Annotated in this window: 14 protein-coding genes; 7 read left to right on the top strand and 7 right to left on the bottom strand. The window is 44.6% G+C overall.

The annotated features are described in order from the left end of the window. Nucleotides 1-38: 38 nt before the first annotated feature. Nucleotides 39-1379 carry a S8 family peptidase gene (locus AB1K89_RS08745; protein WP_413054388.1) on the bottom strand — a complete coding sequence of 447 codons (1341 nt, stop codon included), beginning with the start codon at nucleotides 1377-1379 and terminating at the stop codon, nucleotides 39-41. 326 nt (nucleotides 1380-1705) lie between these two features. Between AB1K89_RS08745 and AB1K89_RS08740 the strand changes: the two genes are divergently transcribed. Together AB1K89_RS08740 and AB1K89_RS08735 are read left to right on the top strand one after the other, a co-directional pair. Then, a complete protein-coding gene (locus AB1K89_RS08740) occupies nucleotides 1706-3361 on the top strand; it encodes an SWIM zinc finger family protein (protein ID WP_413054387.1) in 1656 nt (551 codons plus the stop codon). A 225-nt stretch (nucleotides 3362-3586) separates the two neighbouring features. Beyond that, complete coding sequence (locus AB1K89_RS08735) at nucleotides 3587-4249, top strand: peptide-methionine (S)-S-oxide reductase MsrA (protein WP_413054386.1); 663 nt, start codon at nucleotides 3587-3589, stop codon at nucleotides 4247-4249. A gap of 50 nt (nucleotides 4250-4299) precedes the next feature. Here AB1K89_RS08735 and AB1K89_RS08730 read toward each other — a convergent pair whose 3' ends face one another. Both AB1K89_RS08730 and AB1K89_RS08725 read right to left on the bottom strand, forming a co-directional pair. Continuing rightward, entirely contained in the window at nucleotides 4300-5016 is a 717-nt protein-coding gene (locus AB1K89_RS08730; protein WP_413054385.1) for a 3-ketoacyl-ACP reductase, read from the bottom strand. A gap of 94 nt (nucleotides 5017-5110) precedes the next feature. Continuing rightward, complete coding sequence (locus AB1K89_RS08725) at nucleotides 5111-5902, bottom strand: hypothetical protein (protein WP_413054384.1); 792 nt, start codon at nucleotides 5900-5902, stop codon at nucleotides 5111-5113. Nucleotides 5903-6231: 329 nt separating this feature from the next. On the opposite strand from AB1K89_RS08725, the gene AB1K89_RS08720 reads away from it, so the two are divergent. Continuing rightward, nucleotides 6232-6846, top strand: coding sequence for a PH domain-containing protein (locus AB1K89_RS08720; protein WP_413054383.1), 615 nt, complete (start codon nucleotides 6232-6234; stop codon nucleotides 6844-6846). A gap of 194 nt (nucleotides 6847-7040) precedes the next feature. Here the strand turns inward: AB1K89_RS08720 and AB1K89_RS08715 are convergent, their stop codons facing one another. From AB1K89_RS08715 to AB1K89_RS08700, 4 genes are all read right to left on the bottom strand, one after another. After that, nucleotides 7041-7910, bottom strand: coding sequence for a YitT family protein (locus tag AB1K89_RS08715; protein WP_413054382.1), 870 nt, complete (start codon nucleotides 7908-7910; stop codon nucleotides 7041-7043). A gap of 370 nt (nucleotides 7911-8280) precedes the next feature. Then, the gene (locus tag AB1K89_RS08710) at nucleotides 8281-9435 is read right to left on the bottom strand and encodes a Ger(x)C family spore germination protein (protein WP_413054381.1); all 1155 of its coding nucleotides are present in this window, start codon (nucleotides 9433-9435) and stop codon (nucleotides 8281-8283) included. Continuing rightward, nucleotides 9428-10888, bottom strand: a complete 1461-nt coding sequence (locus AB1K89_RS08705) for a spore germination protein (RefSeq protein WP_413054380.1) — start codon at nucleotides 10886-10888, stop codon at nucleotides 9428-9430. The genes AB1K89_RS08710 and AB1K89_RS08705 overlap by 8 nt, the downstream gene beginning before the upstream one ends. A gap of 25 nt (nucleotides 10889-10913) precedes the next feature. Then, nucleotides 10914-12002 (bottom strand): endospore germination permease, encoded by a 1089-nt coding sequence (locus AB1K89_RS08700; RefSeq protein WP_413054379.1) that lies wholly within the window; start codon nucleotides 12000-12002, stop codon nucleotides 10914-10916. Between the two features lie 559 nt (nucleotides 12003-12561). On the opposite strand from AB1K89_RS08700, the gene AB1K89_RS08695 reads away from it, so the two are divergent. From AB1K89_RS08695 to isdE, 4 genes are all read left to right on the top strand, one after another. Continuing rightward, on the top strand, nucleotides 12562-13137 hold the full coding sequence (locus AB1K89_RS08695) for an NEAT domain-containing protein (protein ID WP_413054378.1): 576 nt from the start codon (nucleotides 12562-12564) through the stop codon (nucleotides 13135-13137). A gap of 16 nt (nucleotides 13138-13153) precedes the next feature. Then, nucleotides 13154-14635 (top strand): NEAT domain-containing protein, encoded by a 1482-nt coding sequence (locus AB1K89_RS08690; protein ID WP_413054377.1) that lies wholly within the window; start codon nucleotides 13154-13156, stop codon nucleotides 14633-14635. Nucleotides 14636-14704: 69 nt separating this feature from the next. After that, entirely contained in the window at nucleotides 14705-15652 is a 948-nt protein-coding gene (locus AB1K89_RS08685; protein WP_413054376.1) for an NEAT domain-containing protein, read from the top strand. Between the two features lie 15 nt (nucleotides 15653-15667). Further along, nucleotides 15668-16549 carry a heme ABC transporter substrate-binding protein IsdE gene (gene isdE / locus AB1K89_RS08680; protein WP_413054375.1) on the top strand — a complete coding sequence of 294 codons (882 nt, stop codon included), beginning with the start codon at nucleotides 15668-15670 and terminating at the stop codon, nucleotides 16547-16549. Nucleotides 16550-16574: the final 25 nt, after the last annotated feature.

The raw sequence follows: 16574 nt of genomic DNA, 5'->3' as shown, positions 1-16574 counted from the left end.
ACCTTGCACAGGCACCGAAACAATTCGCACAATTATCGTCAGTTCCCTGTCCGATACTTCATTTCATACTGCCCGCCGTTCTCGACGAATATGAACATTTGATAATTTGTATGAGGAAAGAACTTGCGAATCGGGGTTACGATGATATCGTTTGCTTTCGTTTCCGTAAGAATTGGAACATCTTTTCCTGAACGGTTGATGCGGATATCGACTTTATCCCCTTCTGTCAACGCTCGATCAAATGTGATTTTCCAGTTTTTATTCAACGGTACGTTTTCGTGTGAGGGAAATGATTTGACATCTGACGCGACTTCCCGTGGAGGTGCTGATTTCTCTTGCATCACCATTTCATTATAGTTTGAAAGGTTAAGAATCCCCTCGCCGAATTGCGGATCCCAGCCCACCGCTCCTTGATCGGTAGTGTATTTCTTCAGCAAGCGTTCAATGTCTTGTGCTGTTCTTGACGGGTCTTCTAGCTTAAGCATGGCGACGACTGCGCTCACAAAAGGCGTGGCGGTTGAAGTGCCGCTATAACTCTTGAAAGAGCCTCCGGGGACGCTTGATAGGATGTCGACGCCGGGTGCCGCTATGTCGATGGAAGCTCCGGTATTGCTGAAGTCTGCAATACGGTTATTCCGATCGGCAGCTCCTACAACAATCACATTCTGTTCACCCGCCGGATAGAGGTTGGTCGTATCCATGCTTTCATTCCCTGATGCAACGACGACAACGACGTCATGTTCCAGTGCATAGCCAATCGCCTCAGCTAAATAGGTCGAATACTCCTCGCCGACGAAGCTCATGTTGATGACATCGGCGCCGTGATCGACTGCATATCGAATGCCCTCAGCGATATGATTGTCGTAGCCTCGCCCTTCCTTATCCACCGCACGAATCGGCATGATTTTCACGTTGGCCGGCGTCGTATCGGCAATAATGCCCGCCATATGCGTGCCGTGGAAATGCTCGTCCATCGGGTCTGGATCCTTGTCCAATACGTCATATCCCGCAACTAGACGGTCACGTAGGAAAGGGTGGTTCAAGTCGACGCCAGTGTCGATAACGGCCACAATAGAGATTCCTTCCAAATCCTGCGTTCGTTCAATTAACCTGTCAGCCCCAATCCGAGCCGGTCCCCACGATTTCGCTTGCCACGTACCCGCTTGTAGTGCTATCGTGCGGAAATAATCCGGCTGTAACACCTTCGCATCAGACAGGTTTTCAATTTCATCTTTATGTACACTTTCAACAATCAATTCATTTTCTTCATTGAGAACTTCCACGAGGAATCGGTCACTCTCACTCGCCAGTGCAGCTGGACTTGCCAAGCAAAGCACAAGCAACACGGATAAAATACTTGTCCATACAACCTTCTTCATCTGTCTACTCACCACCATGTCATTTGTCTATTAGACTATAGCACAAATTAGTAGTTTTCAAACAAATGCCTCTTAGGTGGTGCCTGTGCGGTAAACAATTCAGTTTATTCACTACAATTGAATACGAAAGAAGTGGGAAGGTTGACAAATAGCGTTTTAGGTAACCTTTCATTGTATTTTTATGTCTATCGGTGAATTGTCATAAATGTGCCTTGCACAGGCACCGGAATAATTCGACGCAATATGGTTTAATGAAGGGTTTTTCGAGTGCGTGTCGTATTAGGTATAGTATTAGAAAGTACGCTGGAGGAAGAGGGGGAAAGGCGATGAATCTTTACCAGTTTGAAGAGATGGTGGACGCTACTATTGTCGACCGGGGTTCTGAGTATTATGAAGCTGGGTTCGTTTCAAAGCTTGTCCGGTTAGGGGACGGCCGGTACACCGCACTCGTTGAAGGGGCGGATTTGTATGAAGTTGCCGTGCAGCTTGATGAGGAAAACAACATCCTTTCGTCTAGCTGTGATTGTCCATACGATTTGGGGACGGTATGTAAACATGAGGTTGCTTTTTATTTTGAATTAATTACAAGACTGAGGGACAATAATTTTCTTGAAACGACGGGCGGCGCTGCAATGGCTGATCAGCCGGATTTGATTACGACGCTTGAAAACCTATCCAAAGCGAAGTTGATCGATATACTGATTGATTTGGCTGAGAATGACCCGATTTTACATAATGAGTTGCTCTTTAATTATGCAATCGTCGATGAGCAGCATGAGTTTGCTCGTTGCAAGAGGATGGTTGATTCCATCATCGAGAAATATGTTGGCCGAGAAGGGTTTATTACATATAAACATGTTAGCGGCTTTGCGGATGAATTGTCCGGCGTGCTTAATAAAGTGGAGACGTTGAAAGATCCGTTGATTGCCATTGATATTGCGGAGTTGCTGTTAATAGAAGGGGTGAAATCCTTTCAATACGCAGATGACTCGGGCGGCGATATCGGCAGTTTAATTGACGGTACGATGAAGACGATGCACATGATTGCGGATGGATCTTTGGGAATTGCCGAACAAAGTGAGATGTTGGAAAAGCTCATTCATTTGTCGAAATCCGACGTATTTGAAGGATGGGACGATTTTCGGATTGACGTGCTCGGTGTCTGCATGAAATTTGCAGGGAACGAAAAGTTGCGAAAGACGTTGACGAATGAATTAGAATCAATGATAAAAGATTCGTCTGCAAATCATTATGGCCGGTATGCAAATGAACGAATTTTCAACTTGCTGTATGACATTATTGAAACCCACGGCACGACGGAGGAAGCGAGGCAGTTCTTAGAGGAGAACATAAACTACCCTTCTTTCCGGAAACAATTGATGCAGTATGAAATGAAGGAAGGCAATTATGAAAGCGTGTTGGCGTTGGCTGCTGAAGGGGAGCGCATGGATAAAGACTATCGCGGCTTGGTAACCCGGTGGAAAAAATGGCGGTATAAAGCGTATAAACAATTAAATTCTCTTGAAGAGCAAATGAAAATTGGACGCGAGCTGATGATGGTAGGGGAATTTGAGTACTACTGGGAATTGAAGGAACTTGCCGCGGACAATCAGCCTGCTTTTTATAATGAGTTGAAGCAGGACGTGGCGAAAGAGAATGAACGGGTGTATGTCCAGCTTATCGAGGCTGAAGAGGATATTGATGCCATCCTTGCATATGTACGTGAAAATCCGTCGTCAGTTGAACGGTATTTGAAATACTTGATGGACTCCCACAAAGATGAGGCGATCTGGTTATTTGGATACCATGTGAAAACGATTGCCGAAAATGCATTTAATCGAAAGCAATATAAGGAAGTGTGCCAAGTGCTAAAGCGCTTCCGGAAAGTGGCCGGCCGAGAAGCCCAACTGAATTTGGTCGAAGAGCTGAAACAGACATACAAAAACCGTCCAGCATTTCTGGATGAATTGGGTAAGCTATAAAGGGTGCCAATAGAGGCGCCTTTTTCAAATTGCGCCGGAATTGTACCGGTGCCTGTGTAGGACATTATTCAGACAATACATTAAAATTGTATACTGAAGCTGAATGAATCCTATCAATTCAATATTTAATGAGTTTTGATATGTATTTATATACACATTGTTGAATTGTCATAAATGTGCCTTGCACAGGCACCGACACAATTTAAACGGGAAAGGAGGATCTTGGTGGATATTCATTCAATTGAAAAAGGGTTGTACGAGGATAGACTTTTGGAGACGGCGACTTTCGGGATGGGGTGTTTTTGGGGGTCGGATGCAAGGTTCGGAAGTTTGCCTGGCGTGATCCGGACGCGTGTCGGCTATGCGGGTGGAACAACGCCTTCACCGACGTATCGACAAATGGGCAATCATACGGAGACTGTGGAAATCGACTTCAATCCGGCCATCTTAAGTTATGAGGACGTCCTGCGCCATTTTTGGCGGAACCACTATCCGAACCGTGATGAGTATAAGGGGCGCCAGTATTTGTCACTGCTGCGCTGTAGAAGTGAAGAGCAATTTGAGGCGGCTGAGCGTGTGAAGAAGGAAATGGAAGTGAAACTTGGTGAAGTAATTGAAACCGACATTGCCGCGTTTACGGACTTTACATTGGCAGAAGAACGCCACCAGAAATACTATGTCAAGCGGTATCCGAAAGCGCTGGAACAACTGCAAATGCTGTATCCGGAACCGGGGATGCTCCTCAACTCCACATTTGCCGCCCGCCTGAACGGCTTCGTCAAAGGGTTCCGATCGAAAGATAGCCTGTTAGAGGAAATAGCGGGTTGGGAAATCGATGGGGAGGGAAAGGCGTTGTTGATGGATTTATTCAGCAAAATGAAGTGGTAAAACAATGACATGAAAAAGAGACCCTGAAAATAGGGTCCCCAATTTCATTATTAAGGATTTGTCGACCATAGGCCAGCCGATTTTAACAGGACGCGCGGGTGCAGTTTCAGCTGCGCGACCATTAATTCCGCAAGGTCTTCCGGCTGCAACACTTTATCTGGATTGCCATCAGTCAAGTTCTCTTCAAACGCCAAGTCGGTTGCAACAGTGCTCGGCGTTAAGGCAGTTACACGGATGTTATGCTTTCTCACTTCCAACATGAGTGATTCTGTCAGTCCTAGCACGCCGAATTTAGACGCACTGTATGCACTTGTGACAGGAGCACCTTTTTGTCCGGCAGTTGAAGAAATATTGATGATGTCGCCGGTTTGGCGTTCAATCATTTCAGGCAACACGGCGCGTGTGACGTAATACATGCCCATCAGGTTGACGTCAATAATTTGTTTGAATTCCTCCGGAGTGAGCTCAAGGAACTTGCCGAATTTGCCGATGCCAGCGTTGTTAATAAGGATGTTGATCGGACCGAGCTCCGATTTGACATGCTCGACAGCGGCAGTCACAGATTCATTATCGGCCACGTCCGCAGCGGCGATCGAAACTTTAACGCCATATTCACGGAGCTCGTCGGCGACCTTTTCAAGATTCGCTTCAGTTTTCCCGATAAGCCCTACATGGATGCCTTCCTTCGCGAAAGCGATTGCCGTCGCACGGCCAATCCCACGCCCAGCTCCTGTAATAATCGCGTTTTTTCCAGCTATGTTTTGCATAGTAAGATCTCCCTTCCGATACGTTGACACGTGTAGTATAGCAAACCGACGCGCTGACTCCTATGGAAACGATTTTGGGGTAGGGTATGCCAAGTCATTCCGGATCTCGATGGCGGAGCATATGCTGGTAGTTCGTTACTCTGCCGTCTGTTTGGAATGAATATTGATTCCAAATGCTAGCGTCTTCGTTTGTTTCTTCGGTTTCCACTAGGCGCATTTCCCCCGGTTTCAACGTCATTATGTTGGAATCAATCACTTTCATTTCCTCATTATTGCTGTTGAGTGCCCGAATCTTCACTTGCACTTCCTGCGTCTTATCCATGTTGTTCTTAATGAAATATTGATTGTTAAACGGTGTATCGTGACAGCGCGCCCTATTCTTACGCAGACATTCTTTTTCGGAAGTCACTAACACAATAGGGAAGGCTTCCGTAGTTACATTCGTCGCTTCAGTCGCTTGATTGATGGATGTTGCGAAGGCGATTTTTTTGCCAGTCGGCACTGTAATAAAAAAAGTTATGAAGAAATAAATAGCAAAAGCTGCCGCGAGAAAATTTACGGTTTTCGGATCATGCACAGATTTAGGCAGTCTTTTCCCTGCCGTTTTTGTGATAATAAAATTAATGAATATGATGATACCGGAAATGAGCACGATAATACTCATGGCGATGATAGTCTCAACGCTCGTTTGCAAAAATGGAAAGTTGTATTTTTGATCTAAATAAAATTGGATGCTAACGCCGGTCACAGTAAATAATAGGAAAAGGATGACCGGAACTTTCCACTGGACCCTTTCCCTTTTTCCCGACTTCACATCAATCGCGGACCACAGTACCATCACGCCTGGGATCGAAAAAATGATAATCGCAAGATAAACAAACAACACGCTGCCCACCTCCACCTATGTCCTTTATTAATACTATTCATATACGACACAGTTCAGGGAAGGTTTCATATGAGATCAACGGTGCCTAGATTATTGGTGCCTGTGCAGCAAACAATTCAGACTATGCACTACAATTGCATAAAGTGGGGACGGGTATCGCGGTAAATCAACATTTGAGATAGACGTTACTGTATTTTTATTCTTGAAGGTGAATTGTCATAATTGCACCATGCACAGGCACCCACACAATTCAAATAAATGGAGTTCATTCATCTATATAAATGTTATAATTCAGGTGTAAGAATTCTAGATAGGAAGAGGTCGTTCAGATGCTAAAAAAACTGGCTTCAGATGCGCTTGGTTTATCGGATATCGGTAAAATCATTGGACCTGAGGATTATGATAAGACGGATGCGGATGGTTATATTCGACATGAGGATAATGAAAAGATTTATTTCTTAATTAAGACGAAGGCGGATGAGTATTGCTTTACGAACATAGCTTTTATTCACGTTGATGGCGATAAGGCTGTCTCTTCGAAGCGCGTGTTGAAACGCTACCCATATTCGCAATATCAAATCACTGATGTCCTTCTGGAAACCGCGGGCAAAATCGATTTGGATGTTGAAATCAAGTTCACGCTAGGAAATCAATCATACAGCATCGACGTCGATAAAAAGCAACTCGCGCAATTAAATGATCTGTACAAAGCATTGGTGTATATTTCAGAAAAAGCCCACGAAAACAACATCCTATTCGAAATGGCGACGCAAAGTCTCGACAAGGCAACATCCATATTGGAAAACTCAAGACCGTCCGACATCCAAATGGCTGATCAATACAAACAATTGACCGAGTTTGGCTTCTCCTGGCTAACATCTGCCCGTGACAAGTACCACGTCAAAGACTTCGGCGATGTGTTTGAGAAGTATATAAACAATTAAAACGGTGCCTTAAAACGGTGCCTGTGCACGATACAATTCAGTTTATTCACTACAATTGAATAAACAAAATTAGGGAAGCCGATCAAATCAACATCTGATTGGCTTCCCTTTGTATTTATATGAATCACAATGAATTGTCATAAATGTGCCTTGCACAGGCACCCACACAATTCGCGCAATTTCCACACAATTCGTTAATGAATGTTCCGCTTAGTGAAACTTCCGCCACGTACTTCGGCGACTTCATAAACCGTGACAAACGCTGACGGATCGATCTCAAGAATGATTTCTTTCATTTTGCTATCTTCCAGCCGGTTGATAATGCACGTAATTTCCCTGAATTCTTCATTGGAATAAGCACCTTGAACGACACTGTAAGTCGAACTGCGGCCAAGACGGTCACGAATTGTTTCGACCATATCTTCAGGTTCGCTCGTAATAATTTTATACATTTTAGAACCGCTAAGCCCTTCCTCAACTATGCTAATCACTTTAGTGGCAATGTAGTAAGCGATGGCTGATAAGAAAGCTCCTTGAAGTCCGAAGACCGTCGAGACGATGGCGAAAACGAAGACGTTCAGGAACAAAATCAAGTCACTCGTACCAAAGGGCATTCTTCGGGAAAGCAAAACAGCTAACATATCAATTCCGTCAAGAGCGCCGCCATTACGCAGGGCTAACCCCATTCCGAACCCGAGGATGATTCCCCCGACAACCGTGATCAATAGCGTATCGCCGTGAATGATTATAGGGACATGATGCATCAAGCTCGTGCTGATTGCCAACGTAGCGATTCCGAGTACCGAGTAGATGGCAAAGCTTTTCCCGATTTGTTTATAGCCTAAAAAGACAAAAGGAATATTCAAAATCGCAATGAGAAGTCCTAATGGAAAGCCGAATAATTCCGATCCGACGATACTTAGACCTGTCACGCCTCCATCAGATACTTTGTTTGGAATGAGCACAGATTCTAATCCGTAGGCGGCAATGAGGGCACCGAGCATAACCATGGCGCCGCGAGCAAACAATTTCCATACTGGTGTTTTTTGTTGAGTTTTAGGCATGTATTGTTCCTCTTTTAAGCAGTTTTTTCTATTCTACACTTATCTCCTTTACGTTGTCAGTTCATTGCCCTCGATTAAATGCGGTGCCTGTGCAGCAATCAATTCAGTTTATTCACTATAATTGCATCAAACTAAAATGGAAATCCATTCATATCAACGTTTGACTAGCTACCTTTTGCATTTAAATAAATCCTATTGAATTGTCATAAATGTGCCGTGCACAGGCACCGAAACAATTCAGTTTATTCACTACAATTGAATAAAAGAAAAAATGGAGTCAGTCATGATCACGTTTAACTACGCTTCTTCTGTATATTTATGATTATTATTGAATTGTCATAAATGCACCATGCACAGGCACCGACACAATTCAGTCTATTGTTTGTTCGAATGTTTTTCGTGGGGAGGAAAGTTTTTCGATTGTGATGTTGAGGTTTCGGATTGAGTCTTTGGTTAGTTCAACTTTTCCATCCTTATGAAGCCGTTTCCATTCTTTTACGTTCTTTCGGTACAACTGCTCCGATAATCGATAGATATCGGCATCTATTTTTAATGCTTCCTCGTAAGTCGTCAGTATTTGTTTTTTCATTTCTTTCTTCACCAATTTCTCAATCTCTTTAGGTGTTGCCGAGTCGGTAATGATATCGACAATGGCATCGCCATATACGTCAATGTCGAACTTAGCCGATCCGTTTATAATGACAGGTTTGATTTTCACCTTTACATTCTCTATGACAAGTGAGATATCATTTCCACTTTCCGTTTGAACGGTCATTTGCGATCTCACTGTATCATTCGTCATCCACCTAATTCCTCTTGCTTCAACATCTTGTATGAATCCTTTGAAGCCATTCGGTGTAACGATTCCTGCTCCGGCTAGATAGGGGGCTTTTATCGTCTCGTTAATAGATTCCCAATTGTCTTTAATCGTGATGAGTGGAATCTTAGCTTCATGACTCGGTTCGTTCAATTGGATTAGCAATTCTCGGATATTGGTCGATTTAATAAATGATTCCTGTTCGTAGGAGTTTCTTGGGTCGCCTAATTTTGACAACGTAATGGCTTTGTTAATGACGGGTCTCAATAATAGAACTTCTTCTACAGGATCTTTTGTTGCGTATACCCAAATTTGATAGCGTGTTTCTCTGTATCGGATAAAAAGGTCGATAACCGGACTTAATTTCACTTCTTTCATTGCTTCTTCTGAAAAGACCAAATAGGATAAATGTCCCCAAAAGACCTTTTGATCTACGGTATGATACAACTTGGAAACTGCTTCATCCAATGATTTACCGGAAGCATGACCGACTTCAACTTGTGTTGTTTCCGTATTTGTCGGCTGCTCGGATTTGGCCGTATTGGCAAAATTAATGATTTGGGCATACAGCTCGTATTGTCCGTCTTTATAGTCGACGCCGACCCCGTTGATGTACAACATCCTTTCAGGCTCATTGTTATCCCAACAGCCGGATAAGGGCAACGTCGCCAGTAGGAGTAGAATGAAACCGAGCATTTTATTATTCATCCTTATCCACCTTCTTCATACGTGTTTGGTCAGTCGGGTTCATCATTTTAGGACGCGTTGTATACGACTTCTGCGGAAGTCGTAAAAATGATTTCATTATTGTCTTAAAGCTTAAGTCGGTCGAAATGTTCATGTAAGGAACGCCGAAAGTCCTTATGTTAGATAAATAAACAATCGTAAGGAAAACTGATATAAGAAGGCCAAATAAACCTAAAAATGCAGTGAGTAGGATGAAGCCGATGCGCAAAACGCTCACTGCGTTCACTAGCGATTGGTTCACTAACGTAAATGTTGCAATTGTTGAGATGGCAATAACGACGATCATCGCGGGACTTGTAATGCCTGCCCGGATGGCGGCGTCGCCAATGATTAAACCGCCGACGACGCCGATCGTTCCTCCTAACGCAGTCGGCAGACGCAAACCGGCTTCCCGAAACAGTTCGAACATGAGCAGCATGAGGAGCATTTCAATGGATGAAGGAAGCGGAAGCCCAGTATTCGCTTGTACGACTGTCGCTAATAATTGCAGCGGCAGCTGGTTCTGGTGATACGTTGTCAAGGCAAGCCAAAATGCCGGCAATGTTAAGCCGATAGATAATCCGAAGATGCGCATTAGACGCTGCAAGGACCCGTAGATGACCGGAGTTTCATTATCCTCCCCCGTCTTTACAAGCAAAAACAGATTAACAGGCAGAACGACGCCGTATGCAGCTCCGTCAACGAAGATCAGGAAACGGCCCCTTACAAGTGACTGAACGGCATTATCCGGGCGCCCCGTATAATCGATCCGTGGAAAAAGTGTGGAGCTTTTATTCACAAGTTCCATTAGAAGTGTAGGGCTAATAACAATGTCGATATCCACATTCTGTAGCTGTTTCCTTAAGTCGGACAGTATCTCTTTGCTCGCGATATCATCGAAATATAAAAGTGCCACAGTTGTTTTGGAGCGTACTCCCAATTCAAATTTTTCCACGCATAATGAGTTTGTCGGCAACCTTTTTCGCATTAAGGCGATGTTGACTGAGACGTCTTCAATGAAGTTGTCCCGAGGCCCTTTGACAGGCACTTCTAATCGTGTTTCTTCCGGATTACGATTCGGTTTTTTTGCGATATTGCTTGTGAAGAGAAGTCCGGAATCCTCAAAGAAAAACAGGACATGCCCCGTATAAACGAGCGGGATGATTGTTTCCAAGTCATGTCCTGCCTTCAAATCAGGAATGTGCAATTTCGACTCAACCATTGCCACGGTTGGCTTTTCTTCCAACGTACTGACGAAATGGTTGACTCGCGGCACAATGACTTCATGGAGTAGTTGTTGATCGATCATCGCTTCACATGTAATGAAGATGACTGTATGGCCATTGAACGTGTAATTTTGAAAATGAATATCTGCCGACTTCTGAAATAAATGTCGTAAGGATGTGCTGTCGATTTCGTTCTGGGACGATTGCATTGCACTCACCATCTTCTAGTAAGATTTATACTTCTTTTGCCGCTCCTTTTTTAATTAACGCCATGAATGTTAAGAAGACCGTCAGCAATAGCATGAAGAAGAACGTAGCAATCAATAAATAGTCACCTTTTATTTTGAGGAAAATATGTTCATTTATTAGAAATAACGACAAACTTAAAAAGAGGAATGCAGGGCCAAGTATTCTCCAAGTGCGAATACGATCCCCTTTCATTTGCAATAAATCCGTAACGATATACAGGATGAATGACACTCTTATGAAGGCGCCTGACAACCATTGGTAAATGGATAAGAAGTCGAGATGCTGGATGAACCTTCCGATTGAAACAAGCCCCCATTCCTCATAAGCCGGAAACCTTTGCTTTGCTGCTTCGTGAGGTCCGAATTCTGTAATGGCTCCGACTAGTGGCCCCATCGTCAAACTGTGCAGGATGAAGAGCATGGCTGCATAATGGTACCAGCGGAACCGGCCCTTCACATTTTGCTGGATGAATAGGAATAATAGAAGTTCAATGAAACCTGATGCGGGATACACCGTTGAAGAAATAATAGGTTTAAACCCATGCTCAAAGAAAGGTCTTAGCAATGAATAATCTTTCACTTGTATATTCGTGATGGCGACAAAAAAGCCGAGGACGACTACCCAAAACAGAACAACGACATTTACCATTACAATCGTTTGCAAGTTTGTGGATGCTAGAAAGATACATAGAATCGAGTAAATTAAAATCATGAGAACTAAAGGGGATTCAGGCAAGAATGTCGACTTGATCCACTGCAAAGTCTCGCCCATTGTAAATACGGCCATCAATAGGAAGAAAAGAGCAGTGACATATCGGAAAATGGCAGTCGGGACGTTGCCGATCTTTGTATGCAACCAATCAGTGAGTGAGACCTGCTTTGAGCTGCGATGAATGTAGACGAGAAGGAAAAGCCATGGAATCATTGTTACGGCAGCAATAAAAACAGACATCCAGGCATCACGCCCTGCATGCACCAACAGCGATGGAATAATGGTCACGTGATTTTTCAGTCCGATGACCGTCATTGATAAAAAGATTACGTGCAAAATACTGATCGAACCAGCCTTGTTCATACCGAAAACTCCCGCCCGAATGATATAGCATAGTCTTGACACGAATGAGAAGGATTATAAGCGGACGGGCCGATGGAACGGCAACTCAAATGCGGTGGCCCATTGCGGTGCCTGTGCGGCAGACAACTCAGTTTATTCATTACAATTGCATAAAGTCAAAAAGGAAATGCTTTTATATCAACGTTTGACTGGTATTCCATTGCATGTATATAAATCCTATTGAATTGTCATAAATGTGTCGTGCACAGGCACCGATGCAATTCAGTTTATTCACTACAATTGAATAATGACGAAATGGGTACTCCGCTAAATATGATTTTGTTGGAGTTTTCATTGTATATTTATTACTCACATTGAATTGTCATAAATGTGCCATGCACAGGCACCGGCGCAATTCACTCATTCCGTCACATTTCATTCCTTTTTCTGTGAACAATGTGTGAATAATGGCGGGGGAGCTTTAAAACTAGTAACCCTTGTCCTATGATGGATGAGGAATAGTTGATAACAGTTCTCACTAGTAGTTTTGTAGGTGGAGAATGGTGGGAGAGGAGTTTGCATGAGGAGACGGGTAGCGCCTTTGCTTGGTGCTGTTTTGCTGTTGTGGGCGATGACGTTGATGCCTGTAGGGGCGGAGTCGTTGTCTGACGGTACATATGCAGTGGACTATGAGTTGCTGCAAGGCGATTCGGATTCGGTGTCGATTGCAAATGATTATTTCGAGAAGCCGGCGTTGCTGAAGGTGGATGGCGACAAGCAGGTTTTGCAGTTGACGTTAAATCATAGTAAATGGGTTCAAGAGTTGCAGGTTCCTAGCGGCGATGGTTTTGCGGATGCGAAGATCGTTGCGGAGGATGAAGAGGCTGATACGCGCGTCATTGTGTTGAATGTTGACGGGGAGTTGGCCGAGCCATTTCCAGTGAAGATGCATGTCGTGATCGATGAGCTAGAGATCCCGTATGATCATGCGTATACGGTGCGTGTTGCAGTCGACGCGAGTTCAATGAAGGAGACGGACCAGCAATGGATCGACTCTGTAAGTGAAGGCAGTACCATTTGGTTTTATATTGCGATGGCGTTATTCGTTGTGGCGGCACTTATTGTTGCTGTCAGATTAATGCGGTCGAAAAAGTAAAAAGGAGATTACAAGAATGAAGAAGAGTTTAATGGTTTTATTCACAGCAATGTTGCTGATTTTTACGGCAATGCCTGCACTTCCAGCTGCTGCTGAAGTGACTGCTGCACAGGAGGCGTCTTATGAGCTTCCGTTTAAAGTGTTGCAAGAAAAGGCTGATGAAGTTTCTGTAGCGGGCAGTCACGTGAAAAGCCCTGCGGAAGTGAAAGTGGAAGACGGCAAGGAATTCATTTACATGACGCTATTGAACAGCCAATATTGGCAGTCATTGAGCATCCAAGAAGGCGACAAGTTCGTTGACGTTGAAGTTGTGAGCGAAAACGAAGAAGAGAAAACACGTCTTGTGAAATTCGAATTAAAAGATGTTGAAAAAACATTGAATGCAAAAGCGCATATTATCGTGACAGGCATTCCTGGAATTGGTGAATATGATCAAACGCACAGCATCCGTTTCCAATTCGATGCAAGCGAAGTTCCTACTGAAAACGAAGAAGAAACTCCAGAAACACCTGAAGCACCAGTGGCAATTGAAGACGGCGAGTACACAATCGGCTTCAAAGCATTGCATGAGGAAGAGGATAAAGATTCAACAATGGGCCGTTACATCGAAGCACCTGCAGCTTTGTCTGTGAAAGACGGCAAGCAAGTCGTTTCACTTACATTGACGAACAATGAGCAAATTACTGAGTTCCAAGTTGAGCAAGACGGCGAATTCGTTGATGCGACAGTTGTAAATGTAGATGAAGAAGCAAATAAACGCATAGTTTCATTTGAAGTTGCGGACTTCTCGAAAATCATGAACGCTAAAGTGACGGTTTTCGTTGCGGCAATGAACCACACGGGCTATTACACAGTGCGCCTTGCGTTTGACCAAGATAGCATTGAGCCGGTAGCAACTGAAACACCAGAAACTCCTGAACAACCTGAAGAGGAAGTAACGGTTTCATTCAAAGATATCGAGAAAACATGGGCAAAACCTTACATCGAAGCACTTGCTGCGAATCAAATCGTCAAAGGTAAATCCCCTGAAACATTTGCACCGAACGACAAAATTACGAGAGCGCAATTCGCATTGATTATCGCTCGCGCATTGGACCTTGAGAAGCAAGAATTCCAAGGGACATTTTCTGACTTGACGAAAAACATGGAAGGCTTCGTGTACGAAGTGGAAGCGGCGAACCGCGCTGGAATCATCCAAGGCGATGCTGGGAAGTTCAACCCGAATGCGGCAATCACTCGTCAGCAAATGGCGGCGATGATCATCCGTGCAATCGAATATAAAGATGCTTCACTATTGAAAGACGTTGAAACGACTGTTGAGTTCACAGATGCAGCTCACATTAGCGGCTATGCGAAAGACGCTGTTCAATATGCAGTCGGTCTTGGCATCATCGACGGCGACGTTGTGAAAGGTAAAAAAGTATTCTACCCGAAAGCTACTGCGACTCGTGCGCATGCATCGAAAATGGTTTACAACATGCTTGAAGTAATTAAATAATTTCGCACAGATGCCGGCGTCACGCTACTAGTGACAGCCGGCGTTGTGTGTGGAGCGAAGGAGTTTGACATGAAAAGACATTTACTTGTAGCGATGACGGTTGCATTGGTCACGGCGCTTTTCATACCTGCAATAATGCCGCTGAAAGTGGCGGCTGCAACGTTTGCTGACGGGGAATATACCGTTCCGTTCACCGTGTTGAAGGATACTAGCAACGAGCGATCGACTACTGCGGATTATATGGTGAGCCCGGCGAAAGTGCAGATGGTGAACGATCGGGCGACGGTGACGGTCACTTTGAAAAACAGCTCGTGGTGGCAGTATTTCAAAGTGCAAAACGGTGGCAGTTTCACGGATGTACAAGTGGTAAGCGAATCGGGGGATCAGCGTGTCGTTCAATTTACGGTGTCGGATCTGAAACAGCTCGTCAATGCCAAAATCCACATCATCGTGACGGGCATCCCTGGCTTTGAGTATGACAACAAATACGATATCCGCTTCAACTTCAATACATCATCCATCCCTGCCCCTCCGGTGGCGAAGCCTGTAGTGACACCACCCCCTGCGAAGGAAACGAAACCGGTAACGCCGACGAAGACTGAAGTGAAGCCGGTTCAGCAAGCAGTTCAAAAACCGGTCCAAAAGCCAACTGGGAATAAAACCGATATAGCTAAAACGACGGAAAGCGTAACGAAAAAAGAAGAGAAATCGACTGTGAATGAAAACGAAAAAGATGAATCGGAGCAATCCGGAACGAAATCTGAAGAAGCGCAGGCCGAAGAAGATGAAACGACAATAGAGGACGAGCAGTCGGAAGAAGCTGACACGGACGTCGCATTGGATGAAAACGACGAAGCTGCTGAAGAAGATGAAGGTGTAGAAGAAGTTGCAATGGGAGAAGTCGAAGATGAAAAGGAAAAGTCCTCGAATACATTCCTCATTGCAATCATTGTAATTGGTGCAATCATTGGCGCCGCAGTCGTATTTGCCATTGCGAGGAAACGAGCTCAAAAATAAGGGAGTTGTACTGGAATGAAAAAAGCGATCGGCCTTTTCGGCTTGTTAGTCAGCATTATGCTTGCCGGCTGTTCAGCGAGTGCCGGAGATAATGCGAATGAACAAATCGGAGAGCAGGACGGCGATCGAATCGTAGCTACGACTGTCGCGCTGACGGAAATCATGGACGCGCTTGACATCGATTTGGTCGGCGTTCCATCGAGTTACAAAGATTTGCCTGAACGCTACGCCGATGCGAAGGAAGTCGGCAACCCGATGAGCCCGGACATGGAAATGCTACTGTCGTTGAAGCCGACAGAAATTTATTCGGTGACAACGTTGAAATATGACTTGCAAGAAATGTTTGAGGAACGCGAGATCGATATGACGTATGTGAACCTCGAAAGCATCGACGCGATGCACGAAGGAATATTGAAAATCGGTAAGAAGTACGATTCTGTGGAGCAGGCGGAAGCGATTGTGGCGCAGTTCGAGGAGAAGGCTGCGGCGATCGAGAAGGCGATCGAAGGGAAAGAGAAGCCTACCGTGCTCATTCTTATGGGGATTCCGGGGAGTTATTTGGTGGCGACGGAGCATTCGTACATCGGTGATCTCGTGAAGCGGGCTGGCGGCGTCAATGTCATTACGGGTGAGGATGTCGAGTTCATATCCTCCAATACGGAATATTTGCAGCAGACGAATCCGGACGTTATTTTACGGGCGGCGCACGGCATGCCTGAACAAGTGATCCAGATGTTTGACGAGGAGTTTCGTTCGAATGATGTGTGGAAGCATTTTGATGCGGTGAAAAATGGGCGCGTCTACGATTTGGAAGAGACGCTGTTCGGGACGACGGGCAATTTGGCTGCGGCGGAAGCATTGGATGAGTTGATGAAGATGTTGCATGAAGAGAAATGAAGGCAGGTAAAATCATGTCGGGAAT

This window comes from Sporosarcina pasadenensis, assembly GCF_047228845.1.
Taxonomy (GTDB): Bacteria; Bacillota; Bacilli; order Bacillales_A; family Planococcaceae; genus Sporosarcina.
Note: the sequence above shows the minus strand (reverse complement) of the source record. Positions and strands in the feature narration are given on the sequence as shown.

Coding starts and splice junctions, on each gene's coding strand:
- AB1K89_RS08700 (WP_413054379.1), bottom strand. CDS start 12,002: ATGAACAAGGCTGGTTCGATCAGTATTTTGCACGTAATCTTTTTATCA.
- AB1K89_RS08740 (WP_413054387.1), top strand. CDS start 1,706: ATGAATCTTTACCAGTTTGAAGAGATGGTGGACGCTACTATTGTCGAC.
- isdE (WP_413054375.1), top strand. CDS start 15,668: ATGAAAAAAGCGATCGGCCTTTTCGGCTTGTTAGTCAGCATTATGCTT.
- AB1K89_RS08745 (WP_413054388.1), bottom strand. CDS start 1,379: ATGAAGAAGGTTGTATGGACAAGTATTTTATCCGTGTTGCTTGTGCTT.
- AB1K89_RS08720 (WP_413054383.1), top strand. CDS start 6,232: ATGCTAAAAAAACTGGCTTCAGATGCGCTTGGTTTATCGGATATCGGT.
- AB1K89_RS08685 (WP_413054376.1), top strand. CDS start 14,705: ATGAAAAGACATTTACTTGTAGCGATGACGGTTGCATTGGTCACGGCG.
- AB1K89_RS08730 (WP_413054385.1), bottom strand. CDS start 5,016: ATGCAAAACATAGCTGGAAAAAACGCGATTATTACAGGAGCTGGGCGT.
- AB1K89_RS08690 (WP_413054377.1), top strand. CDS start 13,154: ATGAAGAAGAGTTTAATGGTTTTATTCACAGCAATGTTGCTGATTTTT.
- AB1K89_RS08710 (WP_413054381.1), bottom strand. CDS start 9,435: ATGAATAATAAAATGCTCGGTTTCATTCTACTCCTACTGGCGACGTTG.
- AB1K89_RS08715 (WP_413054382.1), bottom strand. CDS start 7,910: ATGCCTAAAACTCAACAAAAAACACCAGTATGGAAATTGTTTGCTCGC.
- AB1K89_RS08705 (WP_413054380.1), bottom strand. CDS start 10,888: ATGCAATCGTCCCAGAACGAAATCGACAGCACATCCTTACGACATTTA.
- AB1K89_RS08695 (WP_413054378.1), top strand. CDS start 12,562: ATGAGGAGACGGGTAGCGCCTTTGCTTGGTGCTGTTTTGCTGTTGTGG.